General features: G+C 56.9%; 20 protein-coding genes. 11 read left to right on the top strand and 9 right to left on the bottom strand.

The features are described from left to right. Window positions 1-35 precede the first annotated feature (35 nt). The 6 genes from ACREYP_RS09335 (at window position 36) to msrA (ending at window position 7540) form a co-directional block, all read left to right on the top strand. On the top strand, window positions 36-2138 hold the full coding sequence (locus ACREYP_RS09335; protein ID WP_336818067.1) for a TonB-dependent siderophore receptor: 2103 nt from the start codon (window positions 36-38) through the stop codon (window positions 2136-2138). Then, a complete protein-coding gene (locus ACREYP_RS09330) occupies window positions 2129-3109 on the top strand; it encodes an ABC transporter substrate-binding protein (protein ID WP_336818066.1) in 981 nt (326 codons plus the stop codon). The genes ACREYP_RS09335 and ACREYP_RS09330 overlap by 10 nt, the downstream gene beginning before the upstream one ends. Then, window positions 3102-3857 carry a class I SAM-dependent methyltransferase gene (locus tag ACREYP_RS09325; protein WP_336818065.1) on the top strand — a complete coding sequence of 252 codons (756 nt, stop codon included), beginning with the start codon at window positions 3102-3104 and terminating at the stop codon, window positions 3855-3857. The genes ACREYP_RS09330 and ACREYP_RS09325 overlap by 8 nt, the downstream gene beginning before the upstream one ends. A 4-nt stretch (window positions 3858-3861) precedes the next feature. After that, on the top strand, window positions 3862-4857 hold the full coding sequence (locus tag ACREYP_RS09320) for a FecCD family ABC transporter permease (RefSeq protein WP_008453954.1): 996 nt from the start codon (window positions 3862-3864) through the stop codon (window positions 4855-4857). A gap of 187 nt (window positions 4858-5044) precedes the next feature. Further along, window positions 5045-6805: a cytochrome c biogenesis protein DipZ gene (locus tag ACREYP_RS09315; RefSeq protein WP_498881317.1), complete on the top strand. Its 1761-nt coding sequence runs from the start codon at window positions 5045-5047 to the stop codon at window positions 6803-6805. A 15-nt stretch (window positions 6806-6820) separates the two neighbouring features. Further along, the gene (gene msrA / locus ACREYP_RS09310; protein WP_336818063.1) at window positions 6821-7540 is read left to right on the top strand and encodes a peptide-methionine (S)-S-oxide reductase MsrA; all 720 of its coding nucleotides are present in this window, start codon (window positions 6821-6823) and stop codon (window positions 7538-7540) included. Between the two features lie 54 nt (window positions 7541-7594). Here msrA and lpxM read toward each other — a convergent pair whose 3' ends face one another. The 3 genes from lpxM to znuA form a co-directional block, all read right to left on the bottom strand. Beyond that, window positions 7595-8575 (bottom strand): lauroyl-Kdo(2)-lipid IV(A) myristoyltransferase, encoded by a 981-nt coding sequence (lpxM, locus tag ACREYP_RS09305; RefSeq protein ID WP_008453949.1) that lies wholly within the window; start codon window positions 8573-8575, stop codon window positions 7595-7597. Window positions 8576-8698: 123 nt separating this feature from the next. Continuing rightward, the gene (mepM, locus tag ACREYP_RS09300) at window positions 8699-10021 is read right to left on the bottom strand and encodes a murein DD-endopeptidase MepM (RefSeq protein WP_008453947.1); all 1323 of its coding nucleotides are present in this window, start codon (window positions 10019-10021) and stop codon (window positions 8699-8701) included. Between the two features lie 15 nt (window positions 10022-10036). Continuing rightward, entirely contained in the window at window positions 10037-10981 is a 945-nt protein-coding gene (znuA, locus tag ACREYP_RS09295) for a zinc ABC transporter substrate-binding protein ZnuA (RefSeq protein ID WP_008453945.1), read from the bottom strand. A gap of 79 nt (window positions 10982-11060) precedes the next feature. Between znuA and znuC the strand changes: the two genes are divergently transcribed. Next, window positions 11061-11813: a zinc ABC transporter ATP-binding protein ZnuC gene (gene znuC / locus ACREYP_RS09290; RefSeq protein ID WP_008453942.1), complete on the top strand. Its 753-nt coding sequence runs from the start codon at window positions 11061-11063 to the stop codon at window positions 11811-11813. After that, window positions 11813-12598, top strand: coding sequence for a zinc ABC transporter permease subunit ZnuB (znuB, locus tag ACREYP_RS09285; protein WP_008453940.1), 786 nt, complete (start codon window positions 11813-11815; stop codon window positions 12596-12598). Before znuC ends, znuB begins: the two co-directional genes overlap by 1 nt. A gap of 55 nt (window positions 12599-12653) precedes the next feature. Here the strand turns inward: znuB and ruvB are convergent, their stop codons facing one another. The 6 genes from ruvB to aspS all read right to left on the bottom strand — a co-directional run bounded on the left by ruvB (window position 12654) and on the right by aspS (window position 17908). Next, window positions 12654-13664, bottom strand: coding sequence for a Holliday junction branch migration DNA helicase RuvB (gene ruvB / locus ACREYP_RS09280; RefSeq protein WP_008453938.1), 1011 nt, complete (start codon window positions 13662-13664; stop codon window positions 12654-12656). Between the two features lie 8 nt (window positions 13665-13672). Next, complete coding sequence (gene ruvA, locus ACREYP_RS09275; protein ID WP_008453936.1) at window positions 13673-14284, bottom strand: Holliday junction branch migration protein RuvA; 612 nt, start codon at window positions 14282-14284, stop codon at window positions 13673-13675. Between the two features lie 82 nt (window positions 14285-14366). Further along, window positions 14367-14888 carry a crossover junction endodeoxyribonuclease RuvC gene (gene ruvC / locus ACREYP_RS09270; protein ID WP_008453933.1) on the bottom strand — a complete coding sequence of 174 codons (522 nt, stop codon included), beginning with the start codon at window positions 14886-14888 and terminating at the stop codon, window positions 14367-14369. A gap of 40 nt (window positions 14889-14928) precedes the next feature. Beyond that, the gene (locus ACREYP_RS09265; RefSeq protein WP_008453931.1) at window positions 14929-15669 is read right to left on the bottom strand and encodes a YebC/PmpR family DNA-binding transcriptional regulator; all 741 of its coding nucleotides are present in this window, start codon (window positions 15667-15669) and stop codon (window positions 14929-14931) included. 23 nt (window positions 15670-15692) lie between these two features. Further along, a complete protein-coding gene (gene nudB / locus ACREYP_RS09260; protein WP_008453929.1) occupies window positions 15693-16136 on the bottom strand; it encodes a dihydroneopterin triphosphate diphosphatase in 444 nt (147 codons plus the stop codon). Beyond that, window positions 16136-17908 carry an aspartate--tRNA ligase gene (gene aspS / locus ACREYP_RS09255; RefSeq protein ID WP_008453927.1) on the bottom strand — a complete coding sequence of 591 codons (1773 nt, stop codon included), beginning with the start codon at window positions 17906-17908 and terminating at the stop codon, window positions 16136-16138. The genes nudB and aspS overlap by 1 nt, the downstream gene beginning before the upstream one ends. Before the next feature lie 268 nt (window positions 17909-18176). Between aspS and ACREYP_RS09250 the strand changes: the two genes are divergently transcribed. The 3 genes from ACREYP_RS09250 (at window position 18177) to ACREYP_RS09240 (ending at window position 20024) form a co-directional block, all read left to right on the top strand. Then, the gene (locus ACREYP_RS09250; protein ID WP_336818062.1) at window positions 18177-18743 is read left to right on the top strand and encodes a hydrolase; all 567 of its coding nucleotides are present in this window, start codon (window positions 18177-18179) and stop codon (window positions 18741-18743) included. Next, window positions 18740-19558: a DUF72 domain-containing protein gene (locus ACREYP_RS09245; RefSeq protein WP_166991798.1), complete on the top strand. Its 819-nt coding sequence runs from the start codon at window positions 18740-18742 to the stop codon at window positions 19556-19558. The genes ACREYP_RS09250 and ACREYP_RS09245 overlap by 4 nt, the downstream gene beginning before the upstream one ends. Before the next feature lie 70 nt (window positions 19559-19628). Then, window positions 19629-20024 carry an MAPEG family protein gene (locus ACREYP_RS09240; RefSeq protein ID WP_008453920.1) on the top strand — a complete coding sequence of 132 codons (396 nt, stop codon included), beginning with the start codon at window positions 19629-19631 and terminating at the stop codon, window positions 20022-20024. Window positions 20025-20037 lie beyond the last annotated feature (13 nt).

Raw genomic sequence — 20037 nt, 5'->3', positions numbered from 1 at the left:
AACAGGCACGTTCATTCTGAGTCGATACATACACAATGAAAATCAAACGCCCCTTCCCGTATGCCTGCGTCGCATTGACGTTTTTTTCTTCTCCGCTTTTGGCCGCCAGCTGCCCTTCCGCTGAGTGTGAAGAAAACATCACCGTAGAAAGCCGAACGCCCGCAGAAATTCAGCCCGCAGTCGGCACGGCGTCACGCCTGGGCCTGACGGATAAAGAAATCCCCCGCTATGTGGAAACCTTTTCACAAAAAGAGATCCGCGTCCGCGGCGACCGCACGCTGGCCGAAACCGTCAGCCATGCAACCGGCATGTCCGGCGTCGCTTCCCCTACGCTCTCCAATAGCTTCTCACTGCGCGGCTTTATGCCGGTAAGCTGGCTATTGGACGGGATGGAAATGCCAGGCAGCACGCTCCAGTTGGGCAACCCGGCACACTACGGCCAGGTGGATATTTTGCACGGCCCCGGTTCCACCCTGAACGGTTTGAGCGCTACCGCCGGCAGCGTCAATCTTGTGTCACGTCAGCCCAGCTTCGTGGACACACCGGCGATGCTCAACTATCAGTTCGGCAGCTACAGCACCCAGGCATTGCAGGGCGGAGCGGGAGGAACGCTGTTGCAGGACAAAATAGCCTGGCGGCTGGATGCTTCAGGCAGCGGCGGTAACAGTCAGGTCCAGCATGAGCGCAATCGACAGTCGAGGGTCAGCGGCTCGCTGCTCTTCCGCCTGACCGACGACACCACCCTGACGCTCTACGGCGACCGGATGAACAACCGGAGCAACAATCCTTACTTCGGGACCCCATTGATTGAGGGCAAAGCACTGAAGTCACTGCGCGGCCTGAACTACAACAATCTGACCGACGCCACGATTGCCAGCCACGCAACGGCCTTGCAGGCCGTACTGGACAGCACTCTCGCTCCGGGGCTGAGCTTCAACAACCATACCTGGTATTACACCGGCTACCGCGCCTGGCACAACGTGGAACGCTATCGCTACAGCGCAGCAGCTCCGGACTTAGTGAATCGCGACTCCTGGGGCGATCTGAGCCATAAGAATACCCTGCTGGCTAACAGGTCGAGTCTGTCCCTGGACGGTCCTCTGCTGGGGTTCGATAACCGCCTGGTGGCCGGAATCGAGCTGCAAACCAGCCGCTTTGATTATCAAAAAAACGGCTTCCCCGGCTCGCAAGATGTGCCCATATTTAATCCGCCGCGCGAGCCTTTCAGTGCCGAAACCGGCATTACCCGCACGCCCTGGAGTCGGGTCACTCAACGCCAGTCTGCGGCTTTTCTGGAAGACAGCCTGCAGTTGACCCGCAGCCTCAGCCTGCTAAGCCAGCTGCGCTTTACGAAGCTGGATATGGACTGGCGCTACTACACGCCGGCGCGCAGTGAAAGTCAGACCTACAGCTTCCTGAATTCAGGTCTCGGCCTGAACTGGGATATCACCGACAACACCACGCTATACGTCAGCTATGCCAACGGCAAAGAGGCTGGAGGCGACATCTTTTTCTTAAGCGCCGACCAGACTCATCTGCCGCTGACGCAGTCACAGCAGTGGGAAACAGGGATCAAGAGCCAGTTCTGGGATAACAAAGTGGCCACCCGGCTTGCTCTCTACCAGCTACGTAAAAATAACCTCTTCACTCCTTCAGCTATCACGCCGGGGGAGCTTACCGCCGTGGGGCAGCAGACATCTCGGGGAATTGAGTTTTCCACGACTATTCAGCCCAACGAGCGCTGGGAGATGGCGGGAAATCTGGCCTGGACTCACGCAAGATTTGACCGTTTTAGCGCGGGTAACCCGCCTGAAAATCTGGACGGGAATCAACCGGCTTATGTCCCGACCTGGACCGGCAATCTCGCACTTACCTGGCACCCCATAGCTCCTCTCAGCTTGCGGAGTGACCTGCGCTATGTTGGCAGCAGCTTCAATGACAATCGCAATACCCGACCGATGGACGATTACATTACCCTGGATCTGGCCGCAGAATACCGGCTGACGCCTAAAGTGACCGTGGGTACGCGGGTGCGCAACCTGACCGACACGTTTTATACCTGGCAGCGGACTTACGACGGCCAGGCGCTGATCGCGCCGTCACGCACCTGGGAAGGTTGGGTGACGGTATGGTTCTGAGGACCGTACCAGCGGCTTTAATTCTTCTGGCAGCGGGACTTCTGTTTCCCTCAGCTCTACGGGCTATTACCCTCCCTAATTGCGCTGAACCACAGCGCTTTGCTGCCGTACCGACGCGTATCGTGGTTTACGGCAATCCGGCACTGGAAAATCTTCTGGCGCTAGGAGCGCAGGAAGAGATTGTCGGCATCGTGGGCTACGATCCAGCCCACGACCCTCAGCACCTGGCTGACGGCAACGCTCTTTCACTGCCGGTCGTGGCAAAGAAGGGGCTCATTTCTGCTGAGGCGCTGCTGATGCTACATCCTGACATGGTCTACTCCTCAAGCTGGTACTGGTTCTGGTCACCTGAAGGAGCGACCCGCGACCAAATGACATCGTGGGGGATATCGACCTGGCTTTCATCAGGCGCCTGCGGAGGTCAGCAAAGTACCCCAGGGCGAAATATCAGCTTTGATGCGCTGTTTCAGGAAATTGAGGATTTAGCGCAAATCTTACGCCGGGAAAAACAGGGCATGACGCTTGTAGACCAAAACCGAAAGTACCTGGCAGCCCTGCGCCAGCGTGCGGGTACATTGCCCCCGGCGCGTCTCCTCTGGTGGTATTCCGGCACGGATTCACCCTACGTGGCCGGGTGCTGCGGCGCGCCGAATATGCTGAGCATGGCCAGCGGCAGTCAAAATATTTTCTCCGATCTCTCTGCGCTGTGGCCAAACGTTGCCTGGGAAGAGATAGCCCGTCGCGATCCGGACATTTTGGTGCTCGCCGATCTGCCCCGGGGCGGCCCCGGGGATAGTGCCAAAGATAAAATAGCCTTTGTCGAGCATTTCCCTCTCACCGCCGGGCTGCGCGCCGTGAAGGAAAAGAAATTCATCATCCTGTCCGGCTATGACATGGATCCCTCGATCCGCTCGCTGGACGCGCTAAACCGGCTCATTGCCTCACTTTCTACCAAGGAAAAACATGACTGACATCACATGGAACACTCTTGTCACGCTCTGGGATCGGCAGCAAAGCGCTTATATCGCCAGCCGGGAAGCGCGCTTCGACGCCCTGATGGACATACTCGCCCTGCAGTTTGACGATGCCTTTTCACTACTCGAACTCGGGTGTGGGCCGGGTTCCCTCACGAGGCGCATCCTGCAACGGTTCCCTGCTGTGCACGTTACCGCGGTGGATGTTGATCCGGTCATGCTGGCCATCGCCCGTGAAACGCTGCTTCCTTTCGGCGATCGGGTGCGTATTCTTTCGGCCGATTTGGCCACGCCTGACTGGCAGCAAAAAATGGTCGGGGCTCGCCCGGAAGCTATTGTTTCAAGCACCGCGTTACACTGGTTAATGCCCGACAGACAGCATGCTCTGCACGGTGAAATTCATAGAATGCTGGCCGATAACGGCGTGTTCCTGAATGCCGATCACCAGCGTTTTAACCCCGCGGACCTCCACAAGAAAGCGATCAGCGAGCGCCACGATGCCCAAACTCAGCAGCGGGCCTGGGCTCACGGTGCCGTGGGCTGGGAGGCGTGGTTTACCCTCGCTAAAGAGATAGAGGACATCGCCAGGCTGATTCCGGCCCGGGAAGCCGTGTTCGCGGGGCGCCCGGTTCCCCCGCCGACAACGGTGGCCTTTCAGCTGGCAAGCCTGAGTCAGGCTGGTTTCAGCGAAACAGGCACGCTGTGGCAGCTTATGGACGATTACCTGATTGCCGGCTGGAAATAAGTGCGTGAAGCCGCTGCGCCTGCTGCTGTGTGCCATCGTCACTTTGCTGGGATTGATTTATAGCCTGCGCTACGGGGCAGTCACATTATCCTTAAGCGAAGTGATTCAGCTCCTGAATCCGCGTCCCGCAGAGGATCCCGTGCTGGCCCTGTATCAGAAAATCGTCTGGTCGCTGCGACTGCCCAGGGCGCTGCTGGCGATGGCCTGCGGCGGTGGGCTGGCGCTGGCTGGCGCCGTGCTACAGACATTAACCCGTAACCCGCTGGCTGACCCGTGGCTGCTCGGCATCTCTTCCGGCGCCGGTCTGGGCGCCGTGCTCATTATTGCGCTCGGCGTCCAGCCGCTGCTCATAGCCATGCCCTCCGGCGCGTTTATCGGGGCGCTGACCGCATTCGCTCTGGTTGTGCTAATGGCTGGCCGGGCCGTGACACAGCCAGCGCGATTTATGCTATCGGGCGTGGCCGTGGGGCAGTTACTGAGCGCCTTCACCTCGCTGATTGTTTTCTGGCAAACGGACGCCACCACCTCACGTGGCTTTACCTTCTGGCTGCTTGGCGCGTTTGGTCAGGCCACCTGGCAGCAGGTCGCGATTTGCAGCGGCGCGCTGTTTGTTATCGGCACATTTTGTCTGGCACTGTCCCCGACGCTAAACGTCATGGCGCTGGGTAACGTTGCCGCTCAGGGGCTGGGCGTTAACGTAGCCGCGCTGCAAATGTGGCTCTACCTCTCCATGACGGTATTAACCGCCACGATGGTCGCCTTTTGTGGGGCGATTGGCTTTGTCGGTCTGACCGTTCCACACCTGGCAAAGCTGATGTTCGGCCATCGCCACCAGTGGGTTTTACCCGCCAGCGTGTTCTTTGGCGCGCTGCTGACGCTGGCTTCCGACACGCTGGCGCGCACGCTATTTGCTCCGCGGGAGCTGCCTCCCGGCGTCATCACGGCGCTGATCGGCGTGCCGGTGTTTCTTCTCGCCCTGCGCCACCGCCCACAACCCTGACCCCTCCGCCCCAGGCCGTTTCGCGCGAACAGGCTCTTGCCCTCCCACCGTCTCGAGAGTTATCACGAAATTGTTAACTCTTGAGGAGGATTTAGTAAGTATTCTTTTTATAAAGTGCAGGCATAAATACATGAGGAGCCCCGTCTTTCCGCCCGGCTCTCCGTTCTCACTCTGATACAGGAACATCATGATGCTGGTCATTATTCTTGCTTATCTGGGCGGCCTGTTAACCATCGCCAGCCCTTGTATCCTGCCGGTACTGCCGTTTGTTTTTGCACGATCCGACCAGCCGTTTGTCCGCACAGGGCTGCCGCTTCTGGCGGGCATGGCGATAACGTTCACGTTATTCGCAACTCTGGCAGCCGTCGGCGGTGGCTGGGTCGTCGCGGCCAACCAATATGGCCGCGGCGTGGCATTAGTGTTGATGGCAGTGTTTGGTATCACGCTGCTATTCCCTCGCCTGGCTGAGCGCGTCATGCACCCTCTGGTTAACGCGGGTAACTCGCTGTCTAACCGCGTGGCTCCGGGCCAGCCAGCGGGTCCAGGCGCTTCATTTTTACTAGGTATTGCAACCGGGCTGCTTTGGGCGCCTTGCGCAGGTCCCATTCTGGGACTGGTGTTGACCGGTGCGGCCCTGCAGGGGGCAAATGTAGGCTCTACGCTGTTGCTGTTGTCTTATGCCGCAGGTGCGGCCACCTCGCTGGCGCTGGCGCTTTTGATCGGTGGCAAAGTATTCAGCGCCATGAAACGCTCTCTGGGCGTAGGGGAATGGATCCGTCGAATTCTGGGCGCAGGGATGTTATTGGGCGTCGTCGCCATTTCTTTTGGCTTAGATACCGGCGTCCTGGCCCGACTTTCTACAGCGTCAACCAGCGGCATCGAACAAGCGCTGGTGAAACGCCTCTCCCCGGACAGCACCACGGCCAATGCCCCCACGCCCGCCTCCGTGGTGAAAACGTCAGATGACGACACCATTCCAACGTTGACCGATGCTGGCGTGATGCCTTCGTTGAGCGGTGCGACGCAGTGGCTAAACTCGCCACCACTGACTGCTGAATCGCTGAAAGGCAAAGTCGTCCTCGTCGATTTCTGGACTTACTCCTGCATTAACTGCCTGCGTTCTTTACCGTATGTGAAAGCCTGGGCCGAAAAATACCGCGACCAGGGCCTGGTGGTGATTGGCGTCCACGCGCCGGAGTTCGCTTTTGAGCGTGACGTCAATAACGTGACCAAAGAAGCGAAGAAACTGGGCGTCACTTATCCCATCGCCATTGATAACGATTACAGTATCTGGCGGGCGTTCAATAACCAGTACTGGCCAGCACATTACTTTATTGATGCCAGCGGCCATATTCGCTACGAGCACTTTGGCGAAGGCGACTATGCGCAATCTGAACGCGTTATTCAGGAGCTGCTGCGCCAGGCAGGCGCTAAAAATGTTAACAGCGGCATCAGCATCGTTTCTGCCAGCGGCGTAGAGCAGGCGGCCAGCGGCCAGAATGACATCTCTCCAGAAACCTACCTCGGCTATATGCGGGCGCAGAACTTTGCCTCTGGCGAAGTCACCGGAGATAAACCGGCAGACTACAAAAAGCCTTCCGCACTGCCGCTGGACAGCTGGGGACTCGAAGGTAACTGGACCATCGGCGGGGAGAACATCACGCTTAATCGCCCGAATGGCCGCATTGTTTACCAGTTTCATGCTCGCGATCTGCACCTCGTTCTCGGCCCTGGCACAGCAGGCAAGCCGGTGCGTTTTAAAGTCACAATCGACGACCAGGCGCCCGGCAGCGTTCACGGTTCAGATGTTGCCCCGGACGGCAGCGGCACGGTGACGGAACAGCGCCTTTACCAGCTGATTCGCCAGTCGAGCGGCAGCGGCGAACACACGTTCAGTATTGAATTTGAAGATCCGGGCGTGAACGCCTATGCCTTCACGTTCGGTTAACCGGGGAGCATTACGATGAAACCGACACTCTTTTCATCCACCAAACGCCGGGTAGCGTTGTTCAGCGCGCCTGCACTTATCGTTGCTGCACTTGTCTTTCAGAATACGGCCTGGTCCGAACCCGAACGTGCGGTGGCGATCCCTGCACCACTGCAGGATGAGTCGCCCACGGGCCAACATCTTGAAACCGCCGTCTTTGCCGGGGGGTGCTTCTGGGGCGTTCAGGGCGTCTTTCAGCATGTTAAAGGCGTGACCAGCGCAATATCTGGCTATACGGGCGGTAAAGCACGGACGGCGAATTATGAGACGGTCAGCATGGGGATGACCGGGCACGCCGAATCCGTGCAGGTTATCTTTGATCCAGCCAAAGTGACTTATGGTCAGCTATTACAGGTCTTCTTTTCCGTCGCGCACAACCCCACGGAGTTAAACCGCCAGGGGCCGGATTACGGAACGCAATACCGTTCTACCGTTTTTCCGCTCAGCGAATCACAGGCGAAGGTGGCCAAAGCGTATATCACGCAGCTCAACGCCAGCCATAGGTTTAGTGCGCCGCTGGTCACCACGATTGAAGAACATGCGCAGTTCTACCCGGCAGAGAAATATCACCAGAATTTCCTGCACGACAACCCAAGCTACCCTTACATCGCGATCAACGACATCCCGAAAGTCGAACAGCTTAAACAGCTCTTCCCGGCGCTGTGGAACAAAGATCCGGTGCTGGTGAAAGGGTGAAAAAAACCGCGCCCGTGAAAGACAGTGGCGCGGTTTTCCATTACGCAATATGCGCTATTTTTTCTTTTTCGGGTACAGCTCATCCCGGCAGTAAGGCTCTATCTCGCCCTCTTTACGGGTCTTCAGGAGCTTGAGGATCCAGGTATATTGCTCCGGATGCGGGCCCACCAGCAATTCCACCTCTTCGTTCATCCGGCGGGCGATGGTATGGTCATCGGCGTCGAGCAGATCATCCATCGGCGGGCGGATAAAAATATCCAGCCGGTGAGTGTCGCTGTTATAAACCGGGAACAGCGGGATCACGCGGGCACGGCACACTTTCATCAGGCGCCCAATGGCCGGGAGAGTTGCTTTGTAGGTCGCAAAGAAATCGACAAATTCGCTGTGTTCTGGGCCATGATCCTGATCGGGAAGATAGTAACCCCAATAGCCCTGGCGAACGGAACTGATAAACGGTTTGATCCCGTCGTTGCGGGCATGCATCCGGCCGCCAAAGCGACGGCGCACCGTATTCCAGACATAGTCAAACAGCTGGTTGCCCTGGTTGTGGAACATCGCCGCCATTTTCTGGCCTTCAGAAGCCATCAGCATAGCCGGAATATCGACGGCCCAGCCGTGCGGCACGAGGAAAATCACGTTCTCCCCTTTCGCCCGGATCTCGTCCACTATCTCTTTGCCGTGCCAGTCCACTCGAGCCATGACCTTCTTCGGGTCACGCAGCCCCAATTCCGCCATTAGCACCATCGCCTGCGGCGCCGTGGCGAACATGCGATCGATGATGGATTCACGCTCGGCTTCCGGTAAATCCGGGAAGCAGTAAAGCAGGTTAATTTGTGCCCGGCGTCTGGCGCTTTTGCCCAGGCGCCCCGCTAAGCGCCCAATTTTCCCCAGCAAAGGATCCCGGAGTCCCGGAGGAAGAAGCGCCAGCCCGACAAAAGCGCCAACGCCAAGCCATGCGCCCCAGTAACGCGGGTGCAAAAAGGCTTTTTGAAATTCAGGGATAAACTCACTGTGGTTTTTTTTTGCTTTTTCCATGCGGCTCTCAGTAGTTCGCCAGCAGTCTGGCGAGACAAATTTATCGTTATTTTAGCGGGGCTGCGGCCAGCAGACAAAAGAAAAAGCCGGTTACAAGAACCGGCTTTTCGTCGAAGGGAAAAATCAGTCGATACGCAGCTGCGGCAGTACGTCTTTAACCTGCGCCAGGTAATCACTGCGATCGGAGCCGGTCAGGCCCTCAGAACGCGGCAGTTTGGCCGTCAGCGGGTTAACCGCCTGCTGGTTGATCCACACTTCGTAATGCAGATGCGGGCCGGTAGAACGCCCGGTATTGCCAGACAGTGCAATACGGTCACCGCGCTTCACTTTCTGGCCAGGTTTCACCAGCAGCTTCTTAAGGTGCATGTAACGGGTGGTATAAGTCCGGCCATGGCGGATAGCCACAAAGTAACCTGCGGCCCCGCTGCGCTTCGCCATTACCACTTCACCATCCCCGACAGCCAGTACAGGTGTTCCCTGTGGCATCGCAAAATCAACGCCTTTGTGCGGCGCGACGCGGCCGGTCACCGGGTTAAGACGACGAGGGTTGAAGTTAGAGGAAACGCGGAACTGCTTCACGGTTGGGAAACGCATAAAGCCTTTGGCCAGGCCCGACCCGTTGCGATCGTAAAACTTGCCGTCTTCCGCACGGATAGCGTAATAATCTTTTCCGTCACTGCGCAGGCGCACGCCGACCAGTTGGCTCTGCTCACGCTTGCCGTCCAGCATTTCGCGGGACATCAACACGGAGAATTCATCGCCCTTCTTCAGCTTGCGGAAGTCCATCTGCCACTGCATGGCTTTGATAACAGAACTGATTTCTGCGCTAGTCAAACCGGCATCACGTGCGCTGGAAACAAAACTTGCCCCCACCGTGCCCTTCAGCACGCTGTTAACCCAATCGCCCTGCTGGGTTTCGCTGCTCATTTTGAAACCGTTATCAGTGCGATCGTAAGTGCGCGTTTCGCGGCGCGACATTTCCCAGGTCAGACGCTGCAAATCGCCGTCTGCGTTAAGCGTCCAGGAAAGCTGCTGACCAATTTTCATGTTTCGCAGGTCTTTATCAGCGGAAGCGAGCTGGCTGATGTCGCCCATATCGATGCCGTACTGATTCAGAATGCTGCTTAGCGTATCGCCTGTGGAGACGACATATTCATGAACGCCCGCTTCGCCGGAGGTTTTATCATCCAGCTCATCCTGAGGCAGGGTGTCATCTTCAGCGTCCGGGGACTGGTCGAGGGGTTCGCTGGCTTCCGGCAGCAGCGAATGTATTTCGCTTTTTTGAAGTTCGATGGTCTTGATTATCGGACTGGACTGCGGATGGTAAATTGACGGTCGCCATACCGCGACCGCCAGAGTGAGAACCGTAAGCGACCCCAGCATAACGCGATGGGGCCGTGATAAATTGTCAAATGCCATGGCGACAGAGCGGGCTATCTGTTGCACGTATTCACTTCCTCGTTAATCTCCTTTCAGGCAGCTCGCATACTGGTTCGCAAGTCCGGTCATAAACTGCATATAGCTGTTTTTACCCAATGCGACTTCAATTCCCAGAGGATCTAAGGTGCCGGAGCGAACGTTAGTGCCTCTGGCAACGGCGTTAATTACCGCTGGCCTGAATTGTGGCTCAGCAAAAACGCAAACCGCTTTATGCTCAACCAACTGTGTTCTGATTTCATGTAAACGCTGCGCACCAGGCTGTATTTCAGGGTTAACGGTAAAGTGGCCAAGCGGCGTTAAACCGTACTGTTTTTCAAAGTAGCCATAGGCGTCATGAAAAACGAAATACCCTTTTCCTTTCAGCGGTGCCAGCACGGAACCCACCTGTTTATCGGCGTCGGCTAAGCCTGACTCGAAATCTTTCAGGTTGGCGTCAAGTTTGGCTCGATTTTCGGGCATAAGTTCCACTAATTTATCGTGGATTGCAACCGCCGACAGCCGCGCTACTTCTGGGGAGAGCCAAATGTGCAAGTTGTATTCACCGTGATGGTGATCTGCGTCACTCTTTGCGCCATGGCCATGTTCATCGCCGTGCTCATGGTCGTCGTCGTCACCGCCTTTCATGAGCAGCGGTTTCACGCCGGCAAGCGCCGCCAGCTCAAGCTGTTTTTGCTCGGGAAGCTGACGCACAGACTTCTGCATGAAAGCTTCCATTTCTGGCCCAACCCATACAACTAAGTCCGCGCCCTGTAAGCGTTTTACATCGGACGGACGAAGTGCATAGTCGTGCTCAGAGGCGCCATCAGGCAGTAATACTTCTGTGCCAGTCACCCCGTCGGCAATGGCTGAAGCGATAAAGCCCAGAGGCTTGATGGACGCCACAACGGCGGCGTTGGTGTTGGTGACGGCAGAGCCCCAGAGGGCAGCGGAAAATGCAGCGAAAAGAAGTGTCTTTTTATGTAACATAATGCAACTTATCATCGTGGAAATCAGAATAATTGTGATATTATAACATCCGCTAACTTATGCAACCCCTGAAATTGTCATGACAAATTTGGTTGAACTGGAAAATATCTCGGTCTCTTTTGGCCAGCGACGCGTGCTGGCTGATATCTCACTTGCGCTAAAGCCCGGCCGTATTCTTACGTTGCTGGGGCCTAACGGTGCCGGTAAATCCACCTTAGTGCGTGTCGTGCTTGGGCTGGTCACACCCGATCAGGGTGTCATCAAGCGCGACCAGCATCTGCGCATTGGCTACGTGCCGCAAAAACTTCATTTGGACGCCACGCTGCCGCTCACGGTTAGTCGTTTCCTGCGCCTGCGTCCGGGAGTGAAAAAAGCCGACATTCTCCCGGCACTTAAACGCGTGCAGGCTGCTCATTTGATAGATGCGCCAATGCAGAAGCTCTCTGGCGGTGAAAACCAACGCGTTCTGCTGGCGCGAGCGTTGTTGAATGAGCCTCACCTGCTGGTACTGGATGAACCCACCCAGGGCGTGGACGTCAACGGCCAGCTCGCGCTTTATAATCTGATTGACCAGCTTCGCCATGAGCTGAACTGCGCGGTGCTGATGGTTTCTCATGATCTGCACCTCGTCATGGCCAAAACCGATGAGGTACTGTGCCTGAACCACCATATTTGCTGCTCCGGTACGCCAGAAGTCGTCTCCACCCATCCTGAGTTTATCTCGATGTTTGGGCCCATCGGTGCCGAACAACTGGGCATTTATCGCCACCATCATAACCACCGTCACGATCTGCAGGGTCGCATCGTTCTGCGCAGAGGGAATGGACAGTAATGCTTGAATTGTTGTTGCCCGGCTGGCTGGCCGGGATTTTGCTCGCCTGTGCGGCAGGGCCGCTGGGCTCTTTTGTGGTCTGGCGTCGGATGTCTTATTTTGGCGATACGCTGGCTCACGCCTCATTGCTGGGCGTCGCGTTTGGTCTGCTGCTCAATGTGAACCCTTTTTATGCCGTTATCGCAGTGACGTTGTTACTTGCTATTGGCCTGGTCTGGCTGGAGAAACGCCCTCACCTCGCCATTGATACTCTGCTGGGTATTATGGCGCACAGCGCCCTGTCGCTCGGTCTGGTGGTGGTCAGCCTGATGTCTAACGTCCGCGTCGATCTCATGGCTTACCTTTTCGGCGATTTACTGTCAGTCACGCCGTCGGACATTATCTCCATTGCCGCTGGCGTGGCCGTGGTGCTTGGCGTACTGGCCTGGCAGTGGCGTAGCCTGCTGGCGATGACCATCAGCCCGGACCTTGCCCACGTGGACGGCGTCAATCTTCAGCGAGTGAAAATGCTGTTGATGCTGGTGACCGCCCTCACCATCGGTGTTGCAATGAAATTCGTCGGGGCGCTCATCATTACCTCACTGCTGATTATACCGGCCGCAACCGCACGACGCTTCGCCCGAACGCCTGAACAAATGGCGGGCTTTGCGGTTCTCATTGGTATGATTGCCGTCACCGGTGGGCTGGCTTTCTCGGCACTTTACGATACTCCGGCAGGTCCATCCGTAGTGCTGGCCGCCGCCGCGCTGTTTATTCTTAGCATGGCTAAAAAGCAGCCGGCTTAAACCTCACGTAGACACGAAAAAGGCGCCATGAGGCGCCTTTTTTATTGCGTAATATTCACGGCTGAGCCGGAGGGACAATCCCAAAGTGCGTCCAGGCCCGCGGCGTGGCAATACGCCCGCGCGGCGTTCGCTGCAGAAAGCCCTGCTGAATCAGGAACGGCTCCAGCACGTCCTCAATGGTTTCTCGCTCTTCGCCGATAGCGGCGGCAAGGTTATCCAGCCCAACCGGGCCACCGAGGAACTTGTCGATCACCGCCAGCAACAGCTTGCGGTCCATGTAATCAAATCCTTCGCTATCCACATTCAGCATGTCCAGCGCCTGCGCTGCTACTTCGGCAGTAATCGCCCCGTCATGCTTTACTTCGGCAAAGTCGCGAACGCGGCGAAGTAAGCGGTTGGCAATACGCGGCGTACCGCGAGCGCGGCGGGCAACTTCCAGAGCACCATCATCGCTCATCTCCAGCCCAAGCACGCTAGCGCTACGCCCGACAATATGCTGCAGGTCGGCCACCTGATAAAACTCCAGGCGCTGCACAATGCCGAAACGGTCGCGCAGGGGCGAAGTCAGGGAGCCCGCGCGGGTGGTCGCGCCAATCAGGGTGAACGGCGGGAGATCGATTTTAATCGAACGTGCAGCCGGGCCTTCGCCAATCATGATATCCAGCTGATAGTCTTCCATCGCCGGATACAGCACCTCTTCCACCACCGGGGAAAGGCGGTGGATCTCATCGATAAACAGTACGTCGTGAGGCTCAAGATTGGTTAGCATTGCCGCCAGATCGCCAGCTTTCTCCAGCACCGGGCCGGAGGTGGTTCGCAAATTCACGCCCATTTCGTTGGCCACGATGTTAGCCAGGGTGGTTTTCCCCAGCCCCGGTGGGCCAAAAATCAGCAGATGATCGAGCGCATCGCCGCGCAGCTTGGCCGCCTGAATGAAGATTTCCATCTGCGAGCGCACGTGCGGTTGCCCGACATACTCTTCGAGCAGCTTCGGGCGAATGGCACGATCGATTAACTCGTCCTGGGTGATATTTCCTGGGGATACCAGGCGGTCTGCTTCAATCATCCTCTACCTCATAGCGCCGCGCGGAGCGCTTCGCGGATCAGGGTTTCGCTGTCGGCACCGGCACGGCCCACTTTGCTGACCATGCGGCTGGCTTCCTGTGGTTTATAGCCCAGAGAAACGAGGGCAGCAACGGCTTCCTGCTCGGCATCGTCTGCCTGGCCGTTATCCGGCGAGGTTAGCACCAGATCGGCTGCAGGGGTAAACAGGTCGCCATGCATACCTTTGAAGCGGTCTTTCATCTCCACAATCAGGCGCTCGGCGGTTTTCTTACCCACGCCCGGCAGCTTGATAAGGGAGCCAATTTCTTCGCGCTCGACGGCATTCACGAACTGCTGAGCCGACATCCCGGAGAGAATAGCCAGCGCCAGTTTTGGCCCCACGCCGTTCACTTTAATCAGCTCACGGAACAGCGTCCGTTCCTGCTTATTGTTAAACCCGTAAAGCAGCTGAGCGTCTTCACGCACCACGAACTGAGTGAACACCACCGCCTCTTTGCCAATGTCCGGCAGCTCATAGAAGCAGGTCATCGGCATATACACTTCGTAACCCACGCCGTTGGTTTCCAGCAATACCAATGGGGGCTGCTTTTCCAGAACGATGCCTCTGAGTCGACCTATCACAATGTGCTCCTGCGTATTTACGTTGATGCGCGAAAAAGTAACGCTATGATATAAAAAAGGCTGGATAGATATCCAGCCTTAATTATTTTAATCGCCCTCGCGCCAAATTAAGCCGCGATTCGCTCATCTGGACCGAGTTTTGTGTCACATGGCAATGCGTAATGGCGATAGCCAACGCATCCGCCGCATCCGCCTGCGGGTTGGCCGGGAGCTTAAGCAGCGTGCGCACCATGTGCTGCACCTGGCTTTTCTCCGCGCTGCCTATGCCCACCACGGTTTGCTTTACCTGACGTGCCGCGTACTCAAACACCGGCAGGTCAGCATTCACCGCTGCGACAATGGCCGCGCCGCGCGCCTGCCCCAGCTTAAGCGCGGAATCCGCATTTTTCGCCATAAACACCTGCTCGATGGCAAAATACTCGGGCTGGAACTGAGTAATGATTTCGCTCACCCCCGCGTAGATAAGCTTCAGACGCGAGGGCAAGTCGGCAACCTGCGTTCGGATACAGCCGCTGCCCAGATAGGTCAACTGCCGCCCGGTCTGGCGGATAACGCCGTAACCGGTGACGCGCGATCCCGGGTCGATGCCGAGAATAATCGCCATCACGCGTCTCCTGAGTACAGGTCAGATATTGGCTGCGCCATTAAAGGGTAGCCGCCACCTCGTCGGAGATCTCACCGTTGTGGTAAACCTCCTGCACGTCGTCACAATCTTCCAGCATGTCGATCAGACGCATCAGCTTAGGCGCGGTGTCCGCATCCATGTCTGCTTTGGTGGAAGGGATCATGGAAACTTCTGCGTTGTCCGCCTTCAGGCCCGCTGCTTCCAGCGCATCTTTCACCGCGCCCATCTCTTCCCATGCGGTGTAAACGTCGATAGCGCCATCGTCGAAGGTCACGACGTCTTCAGCACCCGCTTCCAGCGCAGCTTCCATAATCTGATCTTCGTCACCTGCTTCGAAGGAGATAACCCCTTTCTTGGTGAACAAATAAGCAACGGAGCCGTCGGTGCCCAGATTCCCGCCGCATTTGTTGAACGCGTGACGCACTTCGGCAACGGTACGGTTACGGTTGTCGCTCAGGCATTCCACCATCACGGCAGAGCCGCCAGGGCCGTAACCTTCATAAATGATGGTTTCCATGTTCGCATCATCATCGCCGCCCACGCCGCGTGCAATCGCACGGTTCAGGGTGTCGCGCGTCATGTTGTTCGACAGCGCTTTATCGATAGCTGCGCGCAGACGCGGGTTAGACCCTGCATCACCGCCGCCCAGACGGGCAGCCGTTACCAGCTCGCGAATAATTTTGGTGAAAATCTTACCGCGCTTGGCATCCTGTGCCGCTTTGCGGTGTTTCGTGTTGGCCCACTTACTATGACCTGCCATAACAATCTCCAAAAGCGCCTGTATCAGGCGGCATCAATTACAAACTCTTCAATCGCCTGCCGGTTGCTCCATGACTTGGTCATCAGGGCCGCCTCTTCGGCGGGCACCCATTTCCAGGCCAGATGTTCGGTAATCGTAATCTGGCGTTCATGAGGCAGCGCAAGACAGAACCACGATTCCGTATTGCGCGTGATCCCCGGCGCGTAGCGATGACGCAAATGAGTAAATATCTCAAACTCCACCCGGCGCTGGCAGTCAACTAACGGCAGCGGCTCATTGAGCACGTCGATAGCGACCTCTTCCTTTACTTCACGCCGGGCGGCATGCAGCGCGCTTTCCCCTTCTTCAAGGCTGCCGGTGACCGACTGCCAAAAATCAGGATCGTCGCGCCGCTGTAACATCAGCACCCGCTTCGTATCTTCTGCGTAAATGACCACCAGAACCGAAACGGGACGCTTATAAGGCATCAGTTTTTCTCTGCCTTTTTGATGACTTCAATCCCCAGCTCGGCAAGCGAAGCCGGGTTAGCGAAGCTTGGCGCTTCGGTCATCAGACAGGCGGCAGCCGTGGTTTTCGGGAAGGCGATAACGTCACGGATGTTGTCGGTGCCGGTCAGCAGCATGGTCAGGCGATCCAGACCAAACGCCAGGCCCGCATGAGGCGGCGTACCGTACTTCAGCGCGTCCAGCAGGAAGCCGAATTTCTCGCGCTGTTCCTGCTCGTTAATGCCCAGAATGCCGAACACGGTCTGCTGCATCTGGCCGTTGTGAATACGCACGGATCCACCGCCCACTTCGTAGCCGTTGATAACCATATCGTAGGCGTTGGCAATCGCGGTTTCCGGCTGAGCAGCCAGTTGTTCCGGCGTCATGTCTTTTGGCGCGGTGAACGGGTGGTGCATCGCGGTCAGGCCGCCTTCGCCGTTGTCTTCAAACATTGGGAAGTCAACCACCCACAGCGGCGCCCATTTTTTCTCATCGGTTAACTGCAAATCTTTACCGATTTTCAGACGCAGTGCGCCCAGCGCGTCGGCAACCACTTTCTTGCTGTCCGCGCCGAAGAAGATCATGTCGCCGTCGGCTGCGCCGGTACGAGCCAGGATAGCTTCCACGATATCCGCGTTCAGGAACTTGGCGACCGGGCTGGTGATCCCTTCGATGCCTTTCGCACGTTCGTTAACCTTGATGTACGCCAGGCCGCGAGCGCCGTAAATTTCGATGAACTTGCCGTAGTCGTCAATCTGTTTACGGCTGATCTGTGCGCCACCCGGCACACGCAGTGCGGCAACGCGGCCTTTGGCGTCGTTTGCCGGGCCGGAGAAGACCTTAAACTCTACGTCTTTGACCAGGTCAGCCACATCCACCAGCTCCAGCGGATTACGCAGGTCCGGCTTGTCGGAGCCGTAGCGGCGCTCAGCTTCGGCGAAAGTCATCACCGGGAAGTCGCCCAGGTCAACGTTAATGGTGTTGATCCACAGTTTGCGCACCAGGTCTTCCATCACTTCACGCACCTGTGGCGCGGTCATGAAGGACGTTTCAACGTCGATCTGGGTAAATTCTGGCTGACGGTCGGCGCGCAGGTCTTCGTCGCGGAAACATTTCACGATCTGATAGTAGCGGTCAAAGCCGGACATCATCAGCAGCTGTTTGAACAGCTGAGGAGACTGCGGCAGCGCGTAGAATTTACCTTTATGGACGCGGGAAGGCACCAGATAGTCACGTGCACCTTCTGGCGTAGCTTTGGTCAGCATTGGGGTTTCAATATCGAGGAAACCGTGGTCGTCCATAAAGCGGCGCACGAAGCTGGTAATTTTTGCGCGAGTTTTCAGGCGCTGAGCCATTTCTGGACGACGGAGATCCAGGTAACGGTACTTCAGGCGCGCTTCTTCGGTATTAACGTGGTTGGAGTCCAGCGGCAGCACGTCAGAGCGGTTAATGATGGTCAGTTCGGTGGCAAACACTTCCACTTCGCCGGTCGCCATATCTTTATTAACGTTGCGCTCGTCGCGAGCACGCACGGTGCCAACAACCTGAATACAGAACTCATTACGCAGTTCAGAGGCGAGCTGGAACGCTTCCTGACGGTCCGGGTCGAAAAACACCTGCACGATGCCCTCACGATCGCGCATATCAATAAAGATAAGGCTACCGAGGTCACGGCGACGATTGACCCACCCACTAAGCGTTACTTGCTGTCCCACATGGGATTGATTGAGCTGCCCGCAATATACTGTACGCATGAGATATCCCTTAATCAGCTGCACGCGACCCGCCACCTGCGACGGCAGGCGCTTTGGTGGCAGCTATTTCGACTGTCACAACTGGATGAAAAAAGGGGGCTATTATACTGGAAATAATGGCTGGCGATAACCCCGAAACCGCCGACTGGCGCGAATCGCAGCGCCGGTATTGCAGATTCTCACAAAAATTAACAAAATTTGTAAACTCAGCAACCTGGCTTCCAGCGTAAGGTATTGACCCTTAACCCCAATGTTAACCGGAGTCACAATGACACAACTCAACGCATCTCGTACTGCCCTGGTGGTGATTGACCTGCAGGACGGCATTTTACCGTTTGCCGGTGGCCCCCACAGCGCCAGCGACATCGTGGCTCGTGCCGCGCGCCTGGCCGAGAAATTCCGCGCCAGCGGTTCGCCGGTGGTGATGGTGCGCGTGGGCTGGTCAGCCGATTACGCAGAAGCCCTGAAACAACCTGTTGATGCCGCACCTCCGGGCCATGCCCTGCCTGAAAACTGGTGGAGCTACCCGGCCGCGCTCGGTAAAAAAGACAGTGACATTGAAGTCACCAAACGCCAGTGGGGAGCGTTTTACGGCACAGACCTCGAGCTACAGCTGCGCCGCCGCGGCATCGATACCCTCGTCCTTTGCGGTATTTCGACCAATATTGGCGTCGAGTCCACCGCACGTAACGCCTGGGAAATGGGGTTCTCGTTGGTTCTGGCTGAGGATGCCTGCAGCGCCGCCAGCGCCGAGCAGCATAATCACAGCCTGAAGTTCATCTTCCCGCGTATCTCCCGCATTCGCAGCACCGACGAGATAATTGCTTCGCTATGATTTATATCGGCCTTCCCCAGTGGCAGCACCCGAAATGGAACCGGCTGGGCATCACTTCGCTGGAAGATTATGCCCGCCACTTCAACTGTGTGGAAGGCAACACCACGCTGTACGCTCTGCCAAAAGCGGAAATCGTACAGCGCTGGCGGGAAATGACGGGCGACAGTTTTCGCTTCTGTTTTAAATTTCCCGCCACCATTTCCCATACCGCCGCCCTTCGCAACTGCGGCGACCTCACCGCCGAGTTTTTCGACCGCATGTCGCCGCTAGCGGGCAGAATAGGCCAATACTGGCTTCAATTGCCGGCCACTTTCGGGCCTGGCGACCTCCCGGCGCTGTGGCATTTTCTGGATGCATTGCCCGCGGAGTTCACCTATGGCGTTGAAGTCCGGCACCCGGCCTTTTTCGACAAAGGTGCGGATGAACAGGCATTGAATCGCGGCCTGCATGACAGGAAAGTGAATCGAGCCATTCTCGACAGCCGCCCGATTCACAGCGCCGTGCCGCACAACGAGGCGGTGCGGGAAGCCCAACGTAAAAAGCCCAAAGTTCCGGTGCATGCCATTGTCACGGCCAGCCATCCTCTGGTGCGATTTATCGGCAGCGACAACATGACGCAAAATGCCGAGCTGTTTGATGTCTGGTTAAAAAAGTTGCCTGAATGGACGGCAAAAACAACGCCATACCTTTTTCTCCACACCCCGGACATTGCCCAGGCGCCGGAGCTGGTTCATACCCTGTGGCCAGCGCTGCAGCACGTTTTTCCTGAATTAGGGGCTCCACCCGCCATCCCGCAACAGGCCACACTTTTCTGAGCGCTAGCGACAGCACTCCGCTTGCGAGCTATCATAGCGTGAGCCGTAACTGTTACGACATGGAGTTAATATGGTAAGCGCGCTGTATGCGGTGCTGGCTGCTCTGCTGTTAATTAAGTTTTCGTTCGACGTTGTTCGCCTGCGAATGCAGTACCGGGTCTCCTACGGCGACGGCGGCTTTAGTGAACTCCAAAGCGCCATCCGTATTCACGGTAATGCGGTGGAATATATTCCCATTTCCCTGCTGCTTTTACTGCTGATGGAGATGGACGGCGCCGAAACCTGGATGGTGCATATTTGCGGTATTATGCTGCTGGCCGGACGCCTGCTGCACTACTACGGATACCATCATCGCCTGATCCGCTGGCGCCGTTCCGGCATGAGTGCCACCTGGTGCGCGCTGATGCTAATGGTGCTGGCCAACTTATGGTATATGCCGTGGGAGTTGGTTTTCTCGCTCCATTAACGCAAAATACGCC

Source organism: Enterobacter sp. TMH.L2 (assembly GCF_050847315.1).
In the GTDB taxonomy this organism is placed as follows: Bacteria; Pseudomonadota; Gammaproteobacteria; order Enterobacterales; family Enterobacteriaceae; genus Cedecea.
Note: the sequence above shows the minus strand (reverse complement) of the source record. Positions and strands in the feature narration are given on the sequence as shown.

Coding starts and splice junctions, on each gene's coding strand:
- ACREYP_RS09335 (WP_336818067.1), top strand. CDS start 36: ATGAAAATCAAACGCCCCTTCCCGTATGCCTGCGTCGCATTGACGTTT.
- ACREYP_RS09330 (WP_336818066.1), top strand. CDS start 2,129: ATGGTTCTGAGGACCGTACCAGCGGCTTTAATTCTTCTGGCAGCGGGA.
- ACREYP_RS09325 (WP_336818065.1), top strand. CDS start 3,102: ATGACTGACATCACATGGAACACTCTTGTCACGCTCTGGGATCGGCAG.
- ACREYP_RS09315 (WP_498881317.1), top strand. CDS start 5,045: ATGATGCTGGTCATTATTCTTGCTTATCTGGGCGGCCTGTTAACCATC.
- msrA (WP_336818063.1), top strand. CDS start 6,821: ATGAAACCGACACTCTTTTCATCCACCAAACGCCGGGTAGCGTTGTTC.
- lpxM (WP_008453949.1), bottom strand. CDS start 8,575: ATGGAAAAAGCAAAAAAAAACCACAGTGAGTTTATCCCTGAATTTCAA.
- znuA (WP_008453945.1), bottom strand. CDS start 10,981: ATGTTACATAAAAAGACACTTCTTTTCGCTGCATTTTCCGCTGCCCTC.
- znuC (WP_008453942.1), top strand. CDS start 11,061: ATGACAAATTTGGTTGAACTGGAAAATATCTCGGTCTCTTTTGGCCAG.
- znuB (WP_008453940.1), top strand. CDS start 11,813: ATGCTTGAATTGTTGTTGCCCGGCTGGCTGGCCGGGATTTTGCTCGCC.
- ruvB (WP_008453938.1), bottom strand. CDS start 13,664: ATGATTGAAGCAGACCGCCTGGTATCCCCAGGAAATATCACCCAGGAC.
- ruvC (WP_008453933.1), bottom strand. CDS start 14,888: ATGGCGATTATTCTCGGCATCGACCCGGGATCGCGCGTCACCGGTTAC.
- ACREYP_RS09265 (WP_008453931.1), bottom strand. CDS start 15,669: ATGGCAGGTCATAGTAAGTGGGCCAACACGAAACACCGCAAAGCGGCA.
- nudB (WP_008453929.1), bottom strand. CDS start 16,136: ATGCCTTATAAGCGTCCCGTTTCGGTTCTGGTGGTCATTTACGCAGAA.
- aspS (WP_008453927.1), bottom strand. CDS start 17,908: ATGCGTACAGTATATTGCGGGCAGCTCAATCAATCCCATGTGGGACAG.
- ACREYP_RS09250 (WP_336818062.1), top strand. CDS start 18,177: ATGACACAACTCAACGCATCTCGTACTGCCCTGGTGGTGATTGACCTG.
- ACREYP_RS09245 (WP_166991798.1), top strand. CDS start 18,740: ATGATTTATATCGGCCTTCCCCAGTGGCAGCACCCGAAATGGAACCGG.
- ACREYP_RS09240 (WP_008453920.1), top strand. CDS start 19,629: ATGGTAAGCGCGCTGTATGCGGTGCTGGCTGCTCTGCTGTTAATTAAG.